The organism is Sphingobacterium sp. CZ-2, from assembly GCF_004526235.1.
Lineage (GTDB): Bacteria > Bacteroidota > Bacteroidia > Sphingobacteriales > Sphingobacteriaceae > Sphingobacterium > Sphingobacterium tenebrionis.
In genome coordinates this window covers 197895-215094 of record NZ_CP038159.1, presented here as the reverse complement: position 1 = coordinate 215094, position 17200 = coordinate 197895, and the positions used below count along the sequence as shown (strand labels likewise).

The following is a 17200-nucleotide window of genomic DNA, read 5'->3' as shown; positions in this document are numbered from 1 at the left end:
CTATTACCATCTTCCGCTGGCACCACCGCCACCGAAGCCGCCTCCTCCGAAACCGCCGAAGCCACCGCCTCCGCCGCCTCCAAAGCCGCCGCCACCAAATCCACCTCCGTCATTATCACCACCACGGCCTAAGGAATTCAACAAGGTCCACCAGAACAGGTCTGAAGAACCACGACCGCCCATCACACGTCCGCCACCATTGTTCCCTCCACCTCCGCGTTTGGAAATAATGGATATGATGACAAATACGACGATAATGATGAAAATAATGGGAATACCACCTCCACCTTCTGTAGAATAGGTCTCCTTAGGCTCTGCTTTATACTCCCCTTTTGCATGGGAAATTAACGCATCCACCCCATTATTAATACCTGTATAATAATCGCCCTGTCTGAAGGCTGGTTTTATTTCATTTTCAATAATCCGGTAGGCAATCACATCGGGCACTGCACCCTCAATACCATAACCCGTACGGATCGTTACGGCACGATCGCCCAAGGCTACCAGTAATAGAATACCATTATCGTATTTCTTATTACCTACGCCCCATTTTTTTGCCAAGCGATCGCCATAATCAGCGATATCATAATCCCCGGTCGAATTCATCACCACCACCGCTAACTGGGTGGTTGTACTATCTTCAAAAGCCAATAACTTCTGCTCGAGCGCCTGTTGTTCACTGGCACTCAACGTATTGGTATAATCACTAACCAATCGGTTCGGAACAGCAGGAAAATCCTGCGCCAACGCCGTAAAGTGAATGATTAACCCTACAAATAATCCAAGGAATATCTTGATAGACGTACTCAATAAACGAGTTCTCTTGTCCATAAATTGTTGTTTATCCAAAATAAATATCATTTGGAAGTTCATTGACATCATCATCCCTTCTTGGGAAATAATGTGCCAGCTGCTCCCCTGCCTGTTCAATGCCCGCAATCAGTCCATGCACATAATCCGATTGCCTAAAATATGCCAACATGGATTCTTTTGTGGATTCCCAAAAATCCGCAGGAACTTTATCATTGATCCCCGAGTCGCCGATGATCGCAAACTGATGGTCATCGGTCGCCAAATAGATCAATACCCCATTACGCAATAAGGTCTGGTGCATCTTCAGCTTCTCGAAATACGCTGTTGCCTGCTCATATGCCTCTATGCCATGTAGCTTTCTTTCCACCACCAAACGGATCTCTCCTGATGTACGGTTCTCGGCCAAACTAATGGCCTGAACTACTTTTTCCTGTTCCTCTTGATTAAATATTTCCATGAGCTAAAAAAAGGAAAGATGAATGCGGATGGATTGCTCCACGCATTCATCTTTCTATATTAACAACAATAAAATTCATTAAAATTGAACTGTTGGAGCTTTATCTGATCCTTCAGTTGCTTTAAACGTACCTTTAGCTTTGAATCCAAAAATACCAGCCATCAAATTGTTAGGAAATGAACGAACCGTAGTATTGTACTCCTGAACAGCTTCGTTGTACGCTCTGCGTTCTACGGAAATACGATTCTCTGTTCCTTCCAACTGCGCTTGCAATTCTTGGAAGTTCGCATTCGCCTTCAAGTCTGGGTAAGCTTCCACACTAACCAATAAACGACCCAAAGACTGCGATAATGCATCCTGGGATTGTTGGTAATTTGCGATGGCTTCTTCTGACAAGTTGGATGGGTCAACAGTTACTGAAGTTGCTTTTGCGCGAGCTTCTGTAACAGCTGTCAAAGTGCTCTCTTCGTGGTTGGCAGCTCCTTTTACGGTATTAACCAAATTCGGGATAAGGTCTGCTCTACGTTGGTAAGCATTTTCAACCTGTGCCCATTTTCCTTTAACATTCTCATCCTGGGAAACCATGGTGTTGTAACCACAAGAACTGAAAGAAAGTGCTGTGAATAAACCTACTAAGGCGATTAATAATCTTTTCATGTGTAATGTTTTAACTTGTATTCTTTAAAATTAAGAAATTGTTTTTATAAAAATAACATATCAAACGATATACCAATCCTTGTAAAACGTGAAATTATGGCAGGAAATGGTAACTTTGTAGCGTTTTTGGGATAAAACCCCAACAGAATTATGCAGAAAAAAATTGAAATTGCCTTAGTTCCTGAGGCCATAGACGATGAAAAACGTATTTTAAACGAAGGATCCAAAAAACTTCGTATCCCTGTACAACGTATCCAAGGATTCCATATCCGGAAACGCTCTATTGATGCCCGAGGCAAACAAGTGCTTTTCCGCTTGAGGATCGTTTATTTCATTGATGAACCTGTTTCCCTACCGGATTTCCACAGTAAATTAAAGGACGTCAGCCAAGCTAAACCCGTGATCATCATTGGGGCTGGACCGGCCGGACTTTTTGCGGCCTACCGCTGCTTGGAAAGGGGATTAAAACCCATCGTGATCGAAAGAGGGAAAAAGGTACAGGACCGCCGTCGGGATCTGGCGAAGATCAACCGCGAAGGGATTGTCAATCCGGAATCCAATTATTGTTATGGAGAAGGTGGTGCCGGAACCTATTCGGATGGAAAACTATACACTCGATCGAACAAACGCGGCGATGTGCAACAGGTACTGGGTATTTTTGTGGAGCATGGCGCCACCCCAGATATCATGGTGGATGCCCGTCCGCATATCGGAACCAATAAATTACCGCATATCATTGAAAGCATCCGCGAACGGATCATCGAATTTGGCGGCGAGGTGCTGTTCGACTGCAAGGTGGTCGATATCCTGGAACAATTCGGACAGGTGGAAGGCGTTTTGACGGATGCAGGCGAGCGTATCCTGGCCAAACATGTGGTCGTCGCTACGGGACATTCGGCTCGGGATATCTACGAACTCTTTCGGAAAAAAGGCTGGTTATTGGAAGCCAAACCTTTTGCTTTAGGGGTTCGGATCGAGCATCCGCAGGAAATCATCGATCAGGCGCAATACCATTGTTCCATCAGACCGGAAAACCTACCGCCTGCCTATTACAGCTTGGTGGAACAGGTAGACGGCCGCGGGGTATTTTCCTTCTGCATGTGTCCGGGAGGGATTATTGCTCCCTGTGCAACGGATCATGAAGAGATTGTGGTCAATGGCTGGTCTCCTTCCAAACGGAATAACCCACATGCCAATTCCGGAACCGTGATCCAGATCAATCTGGAGGATGTGAAAAATGCAGATGCTGATCCTTTTGCCTTGTTGGATTTTCAGCGGGAAATCGAGCAGAGGGCGTTTCAGCTGGGTGGTGGGAATCTGGTCGCTCCGGCACAGCGCATGGTGGATTTTGTACAGCAGAAGGTTTCATTGGATCTTCCTATAAATTCTTATAAGCCTGGAACGCGGTCTGTGGATCTGCGGGAGGTACTGCCCGGATTTGTGCATCAGGCATTACGTGGGGCCTTGCCCATTTTCGGAAAGAAAATGAAGGGATATTATACGAATGAGGCTATTTTGGTGGGTGTGGAGTCCAGGACATCATCACCGGTGAGAATCCCGAGGGATAAGGATAGTTTCCAACATCCGCAAGTCGCTGGTTTATATCCATGTGCAGAAGGTGCGGGGTATGCGGGTGGGATTGTATCGGCAGCAATTGATGGGATGAATTGTATTGATGCGATTCAGGATTAAGGAGAATTTGGGTAGATTTTGGAATAAAACGGAGAAGTTTTGAAATAATATGTGGTTGGGGGTTGACAAGAATAAGGTTTTATTGTACTTTTGTGTCACCAAACGCGAAATGTTTAACGTTTAATGCGAAAGTAGCTCAGTTGGTAGAGCACAACCTTGCCAAGGTTGGGGTCGCGAGTTCGAATCTCGTCTTTCGCTCAGAGTTTAAAACTTGAAGCTTTCTGATTTTTCAGAAAGCTTTTTTTTGTGCTTCCTCCGTCATTGCGAGAAGGCACGACGAAGCAATCTTTCGATATACGTCTCCCTTTTGTCATCCTGAGCGTAGTTCTTTGTCATCCTGAGCGTAGTTTTTGTCATCCTGAGCGTAGTCGAAGGATCTTTACGGGTACCAGATGTAGATGCTTCGACTTCGCTCAGCATGACATGAGGAAAGATTGCTTCGTTCCTCGCAATGACGCACCCCCCTTTGCTCCAACCTTGCTCCCCCCTCTGCTCCGACCTGAAACCATACTGAAAGTAATGTGAAAGTATGCTTTTCCTATACCAACCATACTAAAAACCTACTTTAACCCTACTTAAACCCTATTTTAATACCATTTTCAACCCATTTACATAGAAAAACATACAGCTAAAACCTAAAAGCTAATAAATTACTCCTCAGGTTTTTTCAAACCCAAGGACATCAAGGAAGGAGTAAAAAAGGAACAAATCCCCAAACCGATCACCAGCAAACCAGCAATCACAAAAGCATTGGCTACGCCAATATAATCCGCAATATTACCCGCAAAAATCAACCCGATCAAGCTCGGAATAATCGCAAAGCTAAAATACAAGGAAAACACCCGGCCCAACATCTCCGGCGCTACTTCCTCCTGTATCGTCGTCATAAAAGCCGCCGAAAAAATAGACATCGCCATCCCCCCGATCCCTGTTAGTACCACGAAAACAATAAAAAGATTCGGATTTAAAATCCCTGAAAACACAAAAGTCAATCCCAACAAAATATGCATACAATTGATCAGCAGCACTTTCCTCAAATTAATCTTGAAAATACTCAAAATAGATCCCCCGATCAGCATCCCTACTCCCCAGATCACCTCGATCACGCTCATCTCAAATTCCTTCCCTCCAAAGTGATCGATGGTCAACAAAGGAAACATAATAGCCACCGGCATAATCCCTACGGTCGCCATTACCGAATACAGAAACATCCAAGCCAAACCCTTATTCCGATAAATCGCTGCCATGCCCATCTTGAGATCCTTCCATACCTGCCCAATAGAGCCCGAAACCTCTACCTTCAAATGCGGGATACTGATGAACAACAAGCTGCAAATGGCAAACACGGCACCGATCACATCCAGGTACAATACCCTATTGATCGGAAAATTGGCGATCGCCAGGGTTCCCAATGCCGGACCAGCGATGGAACTCACCGATTGCAACATCTGGTTGATACCAGAAACCCGCAGCAATTGGTTTTCCGGAACAATCAAGGGGGCAATGGCCTGCATGGCTGGAGAGTGGAAAGCTGATCCAATAGACCGGCAGACCATCAACAGGTACAACAGGTTCAGTTGCACATGTCCATCCTTAATAACGAGGGTCATCATGATGGTACATATGGCAATAAAGGCATCCGCAAAGATCATGATCTTCTTCCGGTCCCAACGATCGATATATACACCTGCAAAAGGTCCGATCAAGGCCTGCGGAAGCAGGGCCGCGATCGCAGAATAGCCTAATATCTCGGCCGATTTGTATTCCAGGCTCAACCAGATAATGATCGCAAAATTCACCGCCGAACTGCTCAGTAAAGAGACGAATTGCCCGAACCAGATAAATAGATAGGTCTTAAACCATTTTTCCTTTTGCATAAGGTAAATATCAAAAAAAAAGCGTCTAAGCCAAAGACCTAGACGCTTTATTACTAAAACTACACTACTAATTTCTCTCTAAACCCTTTGCTACGCGATCTTCAACAAATGCCCTAACCACTTCGTTAGAGAACCTGGATGTCACATCAAATGCAAAGGCGTGTACCAATAGGATACGAGCGTTCTCTTCACCGATACCTCTTGCACGCAGGTAGAACAATGCTTCATCATCAAACTGCCCCATGGTACATCCATGTGAACATTTTACATCATCTGCAAAAATCTCCAATTGAGGTTTGGTGAAAACAGTCGATTTATCCCCGATCAACATATTGTTGTTCTGTTGGAAAGCATTCGTCTTCTGTGCATCTTCGCGCACAAAGATCTTTCCATTGAAAACCGCTGTCGACTCGTCCTGTGGAATATTCTTATACCATTCATAAGATTCACCATGAGGTTTCATGTGATCCACGATGGTATGGTTGTCTACAAACTGTTTATCCGCCAACAGGTTGATCCCGTATAAATGGGATTCTACCTCCTGCGCATCCATACGAACATTCAGATCGTTACGTACGAAGGCAACACCTGGGAAATTACAGTTGTAGTTATTGTATAGACTATGTTTTGTCTGGTAGATCTCTACGTGGTTGATGTAGCTGCTGGTATCGGATGATAACTGCAGGTAATAATGCTGTAGTTTAGCATTCTCTTCCACAACGATCTCTGTTACTTTATTGTTCAGGTTTTTGGCTGCATCATCCAAGGCAATAAAGCTTTCGATGATCTCCACCTCTGCATTCGGTTCAACAACATAAAGGTTTCTGGTCTGCGCAAAGAAATCCTGCGCACCAGTAGCTACATGAACAATATGGATAGGTTTGGAAACAACCTTGTTTTTTGCTACCGAAAGGTAAACCCCGGAAGTATGTAAGGCCGTGTTCAAAGCCACCATCGCCGAGCCGGTCTTATCGGCATGCTTGGCAAAGTGCTTTTGGAAGTTTTCTTCATCCTGGGCGTCTTCGATCGATTTTACAGTCAATCCGATCTCATCTTCCAAGGAGGAGAATGCCAACACATATTGTCCATTGATCAATACGATCTGATGGGCATCCAAATTCGGGATATCGGCTTTGCTCAAGTCGATATCTGCCACATCCACATCTTCGTTCAATAAGTAAGTCTTATTGACCAAGGGTTGGATGTTGGTATATTTCCAATCTTCATTCTTCACGGTTGGGAAGCCCAATTCCTTGAAACGTGCGAATGCCTCCTGCCTCAAGGATTTTACCTCGGCAGTATCATTACTCGTTTCCAACTCTTGGAATGTTGCTGTCAACTGTTGGAATAAAGAGTTTGCTACTAATGTACTCATGTTATTTGTTGTCAATCCGCTCATTACCTTTCTAATTATAAATTAGGCATCCTGCGCATCTAATTCTTTTAACCAATCGTATCCTTTTTCTTCTAGCTCTAAAGCCAATTCTTTGGTTCCTGTCTTTACGATTCTACCATTGTGCAGTACATGGACAAAATCAGGAACGATATAATCCAACAAGCGTTGGTAGTGGGTGATCACGATAAATGCATTGTCTTTGGAACGCAATTGGTTTACACCATTTGCAACAATACGTAATGCATCGATATCCAATCCGGAATCCGTTTCATCCAAAATGGATAATTTAGGGTTCAACATCGCCAATTGGAAGATCTCGTTACGTTTCTTTTCACCACCTGAGAACCCTTCGTTCAACGAACGGTTTGCCAAGTTTGCGGAAAATTCCACCAACTTCTGCTTCTCTTTTACCGTTTGCAAGAACTCTTTGGCTTCCACTGGAGGAAGGCCTTTATATTCACGAATATCATTAACAGCTGTTCTTAGGAAGTTGATGTTTGATACTCCAGGGATTTCAACCGGATATTGGAAAGCTAAGAAAAGACCTTCGCGAGCGCGATCTTCCGGAGCCAGATCCAATAGATCCTTACCATCCAAGGTTGCTTCACCTTCGGTTACTTCATAGGCATCACGTCCTGCCAATACATTTCCCAATGTACTTTTTCCGGCGCCGTTAGGGCCCATGATCGCATGAACTTCTCCTGCCTTAACTTCTAAATTTAATCCTTTTAAAATTTGTTTGTCTTCAATAGACGCATGCAAATTCTTAATGCTTAACATAATCTCTTTTAAAATCTATCCAACTGATCCTTCTAATGAAATGGCAAGAAGCTTCTGTGCTTCCACTGCGAATTCCATAGGCAATTGATTTAATACTTCTTTTGCATATCCATTCACGATCAAGCCTACGGCTTTCTCCGAATCGATTCCACGTTGGTTCAAGTAGAACACCTGGTCTTCACCAATTTTTGAGGTGGTAGCCTCATGTTCCAATTTCGCCGTTTTGTTTTTACTTTCTATGTAGGGGAAGGTATGTGCACCACAACGATCACCGATCAATAAACTATCACATTGGGTGAAGTTCCTTGAATTATCTGCGTTAGGACCAATTTTTACCAAACCTCTGTAGCTGTTATGGCTGGTTCCGGCAGAGATACCTTTAGAAATGATCTTTGATCGGGTATTCTTGCCCAAATGTACCATCTTGGTTCCTGTATCAGCTACCTGCTTATTGCGGGTCATGGCAACCGAATAAAATTCGCCCACTGAATGGTCACCTTTCAGGATAACTCCTGGGTATTTCCAGGTAATCGCTGATCCGGTTTCCACCTGCGTCCATGAAATCTTGGAATGGTCGCCTTTACAGATACCGCGTTTGGTCACGAAGTTGAAGATACCACCTTTACCGTCCTTATCGCCTGGATACCAGTTCTGAACCGTAGAGTATTTGATCTCAGCATTCTTTTGAGCCACCAATTCGACCACCGCAGCATGCAATTGATTTTCGTCACGCATCGGTGCGGTACATCCCTCTAAATAGGAAACATACGAATCCTCATCCGCAATGATCAATGTACGCTCAAATTGACCGGTATTCTGTGCGTTGATACGGAAATAGGTAGACAATTCCATCGGACAGTGAACGCCTTTTGGAATATACACAAAGGAACCATCGGAAAATACCGCTGAGTTCAATGCCGCATAAATATTATCCGTTTGGGGAACTACTGTTCCTAAATATTCTTTTACTAATTCTGGATGTTCCTGAACCGCCTCACCAAAAGAACAGAAAATAACCCCTTTTTCTTTCAGTTTTTCACGGAAGGTCGTTTTTACCGACACCGAGTCGAATACGGCATCCACCGCAACCACTCCGGCCAATATCTTTTGTTCATCCAATGGGATACCAAGCTTCTCGAAAGTTGCCAATAACTCCGGATCAACCTCATCCATGCTTTCCAATTGCTTTTTTGCCTTTGGTGCTGCATAGTAAGAAATGTCTTGGAAATCTACATCGGGGTTCTCGAAGTTCTGCCAAGTAGGCAGGCTCATGTTCTGAAAATGGCGGAAGGCTTTTAAACGCCATTCCAATAACCACTCCGGTTCATTCTTCTTACTGGAAATCAAACGGACCGTATCTTCATTGAGCCCTTTTGGCGCAATATCCATCTCGATATCCGTTGTAAAACCGTATTTATATTCTTCGAGCTCTAACTCTTTTAATAAATCGTCGTCTTTGCTGCTCATTTCGCTTTCACTTTAATACAGGCAGATGCCTAATGCTTTTGATTTGCAAAGTTACGACATAAAATGCATAAAAAGGGCATGATTGTGTTCCCGCTACACAGTTTTCCACAAAAAAAATGACAAATATCATTTCTCCGCTGTTTTAAGCTATTTAGAATGATTATATTATGACAATAAACTGATTAGCATAGATATTTCCTATAATAATAGATATTATCTATAACCCCAGGTTATTTTACACGGCTGCAAATTAACCTGTTCATGAATTTGAGAAAAACCAAATAAAATTTTGTACATTTATGGTTCTTTATTTTATTTGTAACCCTATGTCATTTCAGCCAGATAAAACGGACTTAAAGATTCTTAAACTGCTTCAGGAAAACGGAAGGATAACCAATTTGCAGTTGGCCACGAATATTGGCCTCTCTCCTGCCCCCACCTTGGAGCGGGTTAGAAAATTGGAAAATTCAGGATTCATCAAGAGTTACCATGCTTTTGTAGATGAGGAGAAATTAGGATTAGGCATCAAATCCTTCATCCAGGTTTCTTTGGATTTCCATACGCACAATGCCATCCCTGAATTTGTGGAGGCTGTTCGCGCGATTCCGGAAGTGACCGAATGTCATCACGTGACCGGAAACTGCGATTTCATGCTGAAAGTCTATGTAAAGGACATCAAGGCTTACGAAGGGGTTATCATGGAGAAGATTTCCAAAATACCATTTGTGAAGACTTTCCAGACCATGATGATCATGTCGACAAGTAAAAAAGAACCAATTGTTCCTTTGGAGTATTAATTTATCTATGTCTCAGAAAGATTCAGCGATCATATTAACTTGGCCCGATGCTACGATCCGTGGAGATGAAAAATGGATGATGTTTTTCAAGAAGATCGGTATTGTGAAAAACCTGAACTTTAAGGTTGGTCACACGGGAGTGGTATTGGTTAAGCATGAGACCGGTGAACTTTTCTTCTATGATTTCGGCCGATACATCGCCCCTCGCGGTTATGGTCGTGCCAGATCCAAAGATTCCGATCCCTTACTGAAGATTGCTGTTCGAGCAACCTTTAAGGATGGAAAGATCAACAACCTGGAAGAGATAGTCGCGCATTTTGAAACCATAAAACATGCGATGTATGGCGAAGGCCGGCTCTTCTTCAGCATTGCGGAAGATATTGATTTCGATATCGCCAAGGCTTATGGGGATGAATGTGTACGGCAAGGAACCTATCCTTATGGTGCTGTAGCGAAAAACAATAATAACTGCTCACGTTTCATCACCCGCATGCTGATGAAATCCAATCCTAAGTACCATTACTGGCACGGGATCAATCTTCCGGAAACCATCAAAGCAAGCCCTATAAGCAATGTTGTTAATGTAAACAAGGATCGAATGGTCTATAGCTATTCGCCAGAAGATGGTTTGAAGCACTTCCGGATGAACCGTTGGCAATCTTTCTTCTTTTTGGTAAAACAATTGGGGGATAATGTCTTCCAAAAGAAAGCCTCTCTATTGCCGAATGATCGGATCATCGGGGCGGTTAAATTCGGGTCGAAACCCATATCGGTTCCAAAATCTGCGAAATATCTCGGTGGTGTAGGCGATGGCGCTTGGTATTTCCTGAATGAACGCCACGATAACCATATCGAAATCAGCCGGTACAACAGTCAGGGCATGCTGGAATATGTTGTTTTGGGAGAAACCCCGGAAATCATTGATTTCAGCGAGGAATGGGATATTGCCTATGATAGCCACCTCCTATTCACCCATGTGGTTCAACAGGGTAAAAAGATCAGAATCGAGCATATTGAAGTGCTTCCAGTAGACTCTTATAAATTTAAGAACCTACAGGAAAAATACGCCTAAACCTGCCAATCAATTGGCTGCTCCCCCTTACTTATCAGAAAATCATTGGCCTTGGAAAAGTGTCTGCAGCCATAAAACCCGCGATAGACCGAGAGTGGTGATGGATGTACAGATGTGAGGATCAAATGTTTGCTGCTATCGATCAGACTGGATTTTTTGATGGCATAACTCCCCCATAAGAGAAAGACCACGTGTTCACAGTTGTAGGAAATCGCTTTAATGATTTCATCGGTGAACATCTCCCAACCTTTTTTCTGATGCGAACCAGCCTCATGTGCCCTTACGGTCAAGGTGGCATTCAACAACAAGACTCCTTGCTCCGCCCATTTCGTTAGATTTCCATGGTTTGGAATCTGGAAACCCTGAATATCCGTGCTCAGTTCGCTGTAGATATTTCTTAGGGAAGGAGGAATCGCCATGCCTTCCGGAACGGAGAAAGAAAGTCCATGTGCTTGCCCATGGTTATGGTAAGGGTCCTGACCGAGGATAACCACCTTTAGTTTGTCCAGAGGAGTCAATTGAAACGCGTGGAACACCAGATCGGTCGGTGGAAATACCTGGAATGTCCCTCTTTCTGCCTGTACAAAGGCGGAAAGTGCCTGCATTTTTTCGGATTGAAATAAGGGCTTGATAATGCTGTCCCAGCTGGGATCAAATCGATCTGACATAAATATGGATATAATTTTACATTATTTTACCGCAAACAAGTTGTATAACACGGTAATTAAACGGATATTTGCAAACTTACAGCATTAAGAATAATTATGTCAAATTTAGTTCGAATTATAATATGTAGTTTGTTGATTGTTGGGACGGTAGCCTTGTTCTGGTTTGGACACTGGGGATGGGGTATATTGGCAATCCTGATTACAATTTTAGCATGGGTAACGGTGTTTTTCAATGAGAAAATGTTGCTTGCGCAGTGGTTTCTTCGTAAGGAACGTATGGATAAAGCAGAGGTTTGGTTAAAGAAGATCAACAACTATGAAACGGAATTGATTTCGGCTCAACATGGTTATTATCATATGCTATTGGGATTGATCGAATCGCAACGTGCGCCGTTACAGTCGGAAAAGTTTTTTAAGAAGGCATTGGCTTTGGGATTGCATATGGATCATAGTGTTGCCTTGACCAAATTAAGTTTGGCGGGGATTGCGATGGCGAAAAGAAATAAACGCGAAGCAGAGAAGCTTTTGGCTGAAGCCAAAAAAGCGGATAAGAATAAGTTGTTGGAAGAGCAGATTAAGTTGATGAAGTCGCAGATGGGGATGATGGATAAACAGCAGTTTAGGTATTCGAGGTAGGTACTTCGTCATTGCGAGGAACGAAGCAATCTTTGGACTAATCGAAAGATTGCTTCGTTCCTCGCAATGACGTAGAGCCCTCGTAATGACGGGGATCAAAACCGAATTCTCGCTTCGATAAACTTTCCTTCTTCCTCCAAAGACTCAAAAACCAATTTCATTTCCTTTGCTTTTTTCATCGCTGCACTCAATGGAGAGAACTTAACCGTTATACCCACAGGAACATCCTGCTTCAATAAATAATTCAAATAATTCTGTCTTTGGGAAAGCAGCACCAATACCCTACCCATCTTCACACTATGCAACATATGCGACTTTCCTTCCCCATCAACCAACGTACTTGCAAACACATTCAACCTAAAATCCCTCGGATCCTTTTCATAGGAAATCACAAATAGATCTACCTGCAAGGTATCCCCATTAACCACTTTAGACTTCAGATCAAACTGTATATCATCCACGATATTCACCGTCGTATCCTCTTGCCCAAAAACCAACCTAGGAACAAAAAACAGAAAACCCAACAGGGCAAGTACCATTAATTTTTTCATCATGAAATCTTAACGTAATCGGTCAGCTGATTTGATGAGTTTCTCATCATTCCTGATCCCACGGATCGCAAAACTCAAAAACAGGATCGAGATCGGTAAAATAAAATAACCCACCCCAATATTGCTTACCTTAATATCTTCATTGTTCATATCCCAGATCGAACTTGCAGAAAACCACATTCCAACCGCCAATAAACAGACTAAGATAACCTGCAAAAGGATCAGCTTCAACTGAAGCTTTCTGTCTTTGAAAAAGAAGATAATAAGGATGGGAATCAAGGCAAGTACCACTGTAGCAATCGTTAATAAAAGAAAACTGGACTCCTTGGTCTCCACATTGTTCAAGGAAGAGAAAACTCCTGTAACATAGATGCTTTTTCCAAGCCCAACAGGGTTACTGTACATTAAATAAGGAAATAAGAATAATCCGAAAAGACTGATCCCTGATAGTAACAACCAGATCGATTGTATGCGCTGTATCATAGTATTTTATTGTTTATCCACAAATATAATACAAACAACTTAATTTGTCTTTGGTTTCCCAGAATGTTTAAACGGCAGTTCAATGTTAATGGTTGTTCCTTTTCCCGGTTGGGATTGAACATCCATGGTGCCATGTAGGTAATTGATCCGAGTTTTTACATTCTTCAAGCCGGAACCTTCATTTTCCTCTTTTTCCATCAGATCCACATCAAATCCGGCACCATCATCTTCTACTGTGATCAGGATAGCATGTTCTTCCAAACTGCATTGCACAAGGATGTGTTGAGGATGGCCATGCTTCAACGAATTGTTCAGTAATTCTTGGACTATCCGATAGATATGGGTCTGTTTGTCGTGAGAGAGGCTGTTCAATTCGCCGTAAAGCTGCAGTTCTATCTGGGTATTGCTGTTCTGCAGGCTTTTGCAGAGGTCTTCTAATGAAACCTGCAATCCAAAACGCCGTAGGGCTTCCGGCATGAGGTTCAAAGATATCCTACGCATCTCAGTAATGGCAAAATCCATCTCGTTCAACATCTCATCCACCTTTTCTTCCTGCTTGGATTTGTCCACATCCAGCATTTTATATTTTATGGAGGCTAAAACCGAACCCAAACCGTCGTGGAGATCCCGGGACAAGCGATTTCGTTCCTTTTCTTCCCCCTGCAACATCGCATCCAAAGCCAATAAACGCCTGTTCTTCTGTTGGCTCTTGGAAAGGAAATACAGAATGATCAATATGATCATCAGGATGAGGGCGGCAATGATCCAGGTGTTGCGTATAATCAGATCCGACTTTTCCTTATCCGCTTTCAGCCCATTGATTTCCTTTTCTTTTTCCAGTGTTTTGTATTTTACTTCATAATCCAGGATGGACTCTCGGATTCTACGTTCGAACAAGGTATCCCGCAGTTCAATGTATTTTTTGGACCATTCAAAAGCATTTTTATGTTCGCCCAGCTTTTCATAAATCATGTAATATCGGACAGCCATATTCACACTGTCCTGAAAAAACTGAAAGTCTCTGCCGTTATAGGCCTTTTCACTTAACTGCAGGGAATTTAAGGCGGCTTTATAGTCGCCTTGGTCATATTGGATCAGACTCAATTGAAAATATAGAGAAGAAATCTCCCTGATATCAGTCAATTTCTCCGATTTAAAGGCCGAAATGGCGTTGTTCATAGCCGCTACGGCCGAATCATATTGTTTGGAAAACCTATAATATACAGCTTGGTTATAGTAATAATTGCTGATGGGGATTTCTCCAGCATTTGCTTTAACAAACTTTTCATACTTCGCGAGCGTACTTTTCGCTTCTTTTAACAGTCCCAATGAACATTGGGAAAGAATCAGCATTTTATAGGACTCTTCCAAAATCCAAACATCATAATTGCCCTTCTCCATATGCTGAATGGCCAACAAGAGGTATTTGTTGGCATTGCTGTATTGGATATTGTTCCAAAAATTTAAACCGATCTTGTAATGGACATTTCCGATAAGGACATCATCTTTGGCCTTCAGACTAGCGGGAAGTGCTTCTTTCATCAGCACGTCCATCATTTCAAGTTGTTTATCCTGCCATTGATAAATCGTGGCCATATTGCTCAAGCTTTTTGCCCGGTAATAATACGCCAAGGGATCTTGAAATTGTTGAAGGGCCTTTTCTGCCTCCCGAAATATTCGAATACCTTTTTCAAGGTCATAATCCATATAGAAAGCGCCTTCGTAGACTTTACCGATCGCCAACCACAGATCCGAATTTTTACTGAGTTGCAGCCCTTGTTCTAGATAGGCCTTTGATTGGCTGGAATCTGAATAGGAGTAAAAGAAAGAAAGTTCATAAACTGTCTTGGCCTTCTTCAGGGGATCCTTTTGTAGGCTATAATCCTTTTTTAGACTGTCAATTTCCTTTTGGTATGGAATCAGATCTCCCTGGATGGCGAGCACATCCAAACCCATTAATAGGCACATGATTAGAAAAAGACCGATTTTTTTCAAAGGCATCGTATAAAAAAATGAAGGTGTCTAAAAAGGCACCTTCTTCTGTTTTATAGCTTTCTGGAGCTCCATTATAATTTCATGAGCAATATTAGGCTGCAAGTCGATGTTTTGTACTTTTCAGCATGTTGATGGCTTGATTTATCGCAAATAGGGAGTTTTTGCCACCTGGTTTACCGATAAAAGCTTTGTCTTTCCACTTTTTTGCCCATTTTCTGAGGTTATGGGCAATGGCCATCAATCCGAACTCCACAGCGACTTTATCCAGTCCTTTCATTGTGAACCGGGTAAACCTGTTGTTGCTTTTCATCTGACCAAATACAGCTTCCACTTCTATGGGTCGCTTGCTCCGATGGTACATTCCCTCTTCCGACAGCAGTCTTTCCCGGGCTTTATCCTTGAGCTTATTGAGCCTGTGGTTCACTTCAATGAGCCGATCGCCTTTAGCTTTATGGCACCCACTGCGCATCGGGCAGCCCTCACATCGCCGAGCCTGGTAACAGCTGACCTGGGCAGTGTATCCGTTGGCACTGACTCTGGTTGCATGACCGATAAAGCTGAGCTTCTGTCCTGCCGGACACACATAAAAGTCCTCCTGCTGGTTGTAATATAGGTTCTGTACCGAAAAAGGATCCTGTTTATCCTTGCGCTTTTGTTCCATATGGAAGTAATTGTACTTCACAAAAGCGGTTATACCCTGTCCTTCCATCAGCTCGTAGTTCTGCTCGCTACCATATCCGGCATCTGCGACGATGGATTCACTCTGTTTTCCGTAATGGGACTCAAAGCCTTCCAGGTGTTCGGGCAGGGTTGTGGTATCTGCGGCCGTTTGATGGATGCTATAATGGGTGATGAACTGCTCTTCGGTGCTGATCTGGGTATTGTAGGCCGGTTTAAGCTGGCCATTTTTCATGTGGTCCTCTTTCATCCGCATAAACACGGCATCGGTATCGGTCTTGCTATAACTATTGCGATCTCCCAGTACTTCCAGTTGCTCCTCATATTTCTCCAGTCGGGGCAGATAGTCGTCTTCAAGCTTCCTCAGCTGCCTATCGGTAGATCTATCCACTCCTTTGAGCTTGGCATTGATCGATTTGATCTTTTCCCTCAGCTGGGCACTATCGATGGCCCTGCCGACCTGCTGATCCCCTAATGAAGATTGGTCCCGGCTGATCTGTGCATCGATATCCGAAAGGACCGAAGCGATGTTCGCCTCCAGCTTTATCTTGTTCTTCTCGATCGATTTCTTCCAAACGAAGGTATAACGACCGGCGGCCGATTCGATCTTGGTACCATCTACATACTGGACTTTCAGGCTGACATACTCCATATCATGCAGCATCCGAACGATACTGGCAAACAGCTCCTGTATCTGTTCCTTAAGACGCTTTCCCCTGAAATAATTGATCGTACGGTAATCCGGTGTACTGTTGCCCGAAAGCCACATGAAATGGATGTTCTCGTGCAGGGCGCGCTCGATCTTGCGGCAAGAATAGATATTGCTCAGATACGCGTAGAACAGTACCTTGATGAGCATCCTGGGATGGAAACTGGTCGTTCCCCCTCCTTTATACTGACGGATGATATGTTCCAGATCCAACTGGTCAACAACCTGGCTCACCAACCGAACAGGATGGTGCAAGGGGATACGGTCTAAAATATTCTCAGGAAAAAGACTAGGACTATTGGATGGAAGCGCTTTGAATTGTATGTTTGCCATATTGTTTTTTGGTTGCACCTTAAGATACAAAATCTTGAGGACAAAAAACAGAAAAACCCCGCCATTTTTTAATGACGGGGTTCTCTTTTAAGAGACCTTTTTAGACAGCCTCTCGCATGATTTGTTATAAAGATAAACT

15 protein-coding genes, 1 tRNA gene and 1 pseudogene are annotated in these 17200 nt (G+C 43.3%); 5 read left to right on the top strand and 12 right to left on the bottom strand.

Annotation, left to right across the window (positions count from 1 at the left end):
- Positions 1 to 3: 3 nt before the first annotated feature.
- The 3 genes from E3D81_RS00960 to E3D81_RS00950 all read right to left on the bottom strand — a co-directional run bounded on the left by E3D81_RS00960 (position 4) and on the right by E3D81_RS00950 (position 1927).
- Positions 4 to 831, bottom strand: a complete 828-nt coding sequence (locus tag E3D81_RS00960) for a TPM domain-containing protein (protein ID WP_134776098.1) — start codon at positions 829 to 831, stop codon at positions 4 to 6.
- Between the two features lie 10 nt (positions 832 to 841).
- Positions 842 to 1270, bottom strand: coding sequence for a TPM domain-containing protein (locus E3D81_RS00955; protein ID WP_134776097.1), 429 nt, complete (start codon positions 1268 to 1270; stop codon positions 842 to 844).
- 78 nt (positions 1271 to 1348) lie between these two features.
- Entirely contained in the window at positions 1349 to 1927 is a 579-nt protein-coding gene (locus tag E3D81_RS00950; protein ID WP_099367421.1) for a LemA family protein, read from the bottom strand.
- Between the two features lie 150 nt (positions 1928 to 2077).
- Here E3D81_RS00950 and E3D81_RS00945 point away from each other — a divergent pair, with 150 nt between their 5' ends.
- Positions 2078 to 3619: an NAD(P)/FAD-dependent oxidoreductase gene (locus E3D81_RS00945; protein ID WP_134776096.1), complete on the top strand. Its 1542-nt coding sequence runs from the start codon at positions 2078 to 2080 to the stop codon at positions 3617 to 3619.
- 125 nt (positions 3620 to 3744) lie between these two features.
- Positions 3745 to 3817: transfer RNA gene (locus tag E3D81_RS00940), tRNA-Gly, on the top strand.
- A 452-nt stretch (positions 3818 to 4269) separates the two neighbouring features.
- Here E3D81_RS00940 and E3D81_RS00935 read toward each other — a convergent pair.
- From E3D81_RS00935 to sufB, 4 genes are all read right to left on the bottom strand, one after another.
- A complete protein-coding gene (locus E3D81_RS00935) occupies positions 4270 to 5496 on the bottom strand; it encodes an MFS transporter (protein ID WP_099367418.1) in 1227 nt (408 codons plus the stop codon).
- A 67-nt stretch (positions 5497 to 5563) separates the two neighbouring features.
- Complete coding sequence (gene sufD / locus E3D81_RS00930; protein ID WP_134776095.1) at positions 5564 to 6871, bottom strand: Fe-S cluster assembly protein SufD; 1308 nt, start codon at positions 6869 to 6871, stop codon at positions 5564 to 5566.
- Positions 6872 to 6913: 42 nt separating this feature from the next.
- The gene (gene sufC, locus E3D81_RS00925) at positions 6914 to 7672 is read right to left on the bottom strand and encodes a Fe-S cluster assembly ATPase SufC (protein ID WP_099367417.1); all 759 of its coding nucleotides are present in this window, start codon (positions 7670 to 7672) and stop codon (positions 6914 to 6916) included.
- Between the two features lie 15 nt (positions 7673 to 7687).
- Positions 7688 to 9139, bottom strand: a complete 1452-nt coding sequence (gene sufB, locus E3D81_RS00920; RefSeq protein ID WP_099367416.1) for a Fe-S cluster assembly protein SufB — start codon at positions 9137 to 9139, stop codon at positions 7688 to 7690.
- Between the two features lie 326 nt (positions 9140 to 9465).
- On the opposite strand from sufB, the gene E3D81_RS00915 reads away from it, so the two are divergent.
- Positions 9466 to 9936 (top strand): Lrp/AsnC family transcriptional regulator, encoded by a 471-nt coding sequence (locus E3D81_RS00915; RefSeq protein ID WP_099367415.1) that lies wholly within the window; start codon positions 9466 to 9468, stop codon positions 9934 to 9936.
- Positions 9937 to 9943: 7 nt separating this feature from the next.
- The gene (locus E3D81_RS00910) at positions 9944 to 11008 is read left to right on the top strand and encodes a DUF6695 family protein (RefSeq protein ID WP_245153258.1); all 1065 of its coding nucleotides are present in this window, start codon (positions 9944 to 9946) and stop codon (positions 11006 to 11008) included.
- Here E3D81_RS00910 and ung read toward each other — a convergent pair.
- Positions 11005 to 11676: a uracil-DNA glycosylase gene (ung, locus tag E3D81_RS00905; RefSeq protein ID WP_134776094.1), complete on the bottom strand. Its 672-nt coding sequence runs from the start codon at positions 11674 to 11676 to the stop codon at positions 11005 to 11007. The two genes, E3D81_RS00910 and ung, sit on opposite strands and share 4 nt — an antisense overlap.
- Before the next feature lie 96 nt (positions 11677 to 11772).
- Here ung and E3D81_RS00900 point away from each other — a divergent pair, with 96 nt between their 5' ends.
- Positions 11773 to 12312, top strand: a complete 540-nt coding sequence (locus E3D81_RS00900) for a hypothetical protein (RefSeq protein ID WP_099367413.1) — start codon at positions 11773 to 11775, stop codon at positions 12310 to 12312.
- Between the two features lie 95 nt (positions 12313 to 12407).
- Here E3D81_RS00900 and E3D81_RS00895 read toward each other — a convergent pair whose 3' ends face one another.
- From E3D81_RS00895 to E3D81_RS00880, 4 genes and pseudogenes are all read right to left on the bottom strand, one after another.
- The gene (locus tag E3D81_RS00895; RefSeq protein WP_134776093.1) at positions 12408 to 12866 is read right to left on the bottom strand and encodes a hypothetical protein; all 459 of its coding nucleotides are present in this window, start codon (positions 12864 to 12866) and stop codon (positions 12408 to 12410) included.
- Between the two features lie 6 nt (positions 12867 to 12872).
- Positions 12873 to 13346 (bottom strand): DUF4293 domain-containing protein, encoded by a 474-nt coding sequence (locus E3D81_RS00890; protein ID WP_099367411.1) that lies wholly within the window; start codon positions 13344 to 13346, stop codon positions 12873 to 12875.
- A gap of 39 nt (positions 13347 to 13385) precedes the next feature.
- Complete coding sequence (locus tag E3D81_RS00885; protein ID WP_134776092.1) at positions 13386 to 15347, bottom strand: sensor histidine kinase; 1962 nt, start codon at positions 15345 to 15347, stop codon at positions 13386 to 13388.
- A 193-nt stretch (positions 15348 to 15540) separates the two neighbouring features.
- Positions 15541 to 17061 (bottom strand): annotated as a pseudogene (locus tag E3D81_RS00880) (IS1182 family transposase); the annotation flags it as partial.
- Positions 17062 to 17200 lie beyond the last annotated feature (139 nt).

What these genes read in the sequence shown, in the direction of transcription:
- sufB (WP_099367416.1), bottom strand. Translation starts at nt 9,139, where the DNA reads ATGAGCAGCAAAGACGACGATTTATTAAAAGAGTTAGAGCTCGAAGAA.
- E3D81_RS00935 (WP_099367418.1), bottom strand. Translation starts at nt 5,496, where the DNA reads ATGCAAAAGGAAAAATGGTTTAAGACCTATCTATTTATCTGGTTCGGG.
- E3D81_RS00915 (WP_099367415.1), top strand. Translation starts at nt 9,466, where the DNA reads ATGTCATTTCAGCCAGATAAAACGGACTTAAAGATTCTTAAACTGCTT.
- ung (WP_134776094.1), bottom strand. Translation starts at nt 11,676, where the DNA reads ATGTCAGATCGATTTGATCCCAGCTGGGACAGCATTATCAAGCCCTTA.
- E3D81_RS00885 (WP_134776092.1), bottom strand. Translation starts at nt 15,347, where the DNA reads ATGCCTTTGAAAAAAATCGGTCTTTTTCTAATCATGTGCCTATTAATG.
- E3D81_RS00910 (WP_245153258.1), top strand. Translation starts at nt 9,944, where the DNA reads ATGTCTCAGAAAGATTCAGCGATCATATTAACTTGGCCCGATGCTACG.
- E3D81_RS00950 (WP_099367421.1), bottom strand. Translation starts at nt 1,927, where the DNA reads ATGAAAAGATTATTAATCGCCTTAGTAGGTTTATTCACAGCACTTTCT.
- E3D81_RS00955 (WP_134776097.1), bottom strand. Translation starts at nt 1,270, where the DNA reads ATGGAAATATTTAATCAAGAGGAACAGGAAAAAGTAGTTCAGGCCATT.
- E3D81_RS00900 (WP_099367413.1), top strand. Translation starts at nt 11,773, where the DNA reads ATGTCAAATTTAGTTCGAATTATAATATGTAGTTTGTTGATTGTTGGG.
- E3D81_RS00890 (WP_099367411.1), bottom strand. Translation starts at nt 13,346, where the DNA reads ATGATACAGCGCATACAATCGATCTGGTTGTTACTATCAGGGATCAGT.
- sufD (WP_134776095.1), bottom strand. Translation starts at nt 6,871, where the DNA reads ATGAGTACATTAGTAGCAAACTCTTTATTCCAACAGTTGACAGCAACA.
- sufC (WP_099367417.1), bottom strand. Translation starts at nt 7,672, where the DNA reads ATGTTAAGCATTAAGAATTTGCATGCGTCTATTGAAGACAAACAAATT.
- E3D81_RS00895 (WP_134776093.1), bottom strand. Translation starts at nt 12,866, where the DNA reads ATGATGAAAAAATTAATGGTACTTGCCCTGTTGGGTTTTCTGTTTTTT.
- E3D81_RS00960 (WP_134776098.1), bottom strand. Translation starts at nt 831, where the DNA reads ATGGACAAGAGAACTCGTTTATTGAGTACGTCTATCAAGATATTCCTT.
- E3D81_RS00945 (WP_134776096.1), top strand. Translation starts at nt 2,078, where the DNA reads ATGCAGAAAAAAATTGAAATTGCCTTAGTTCCTGAGGCCATAGACGAT.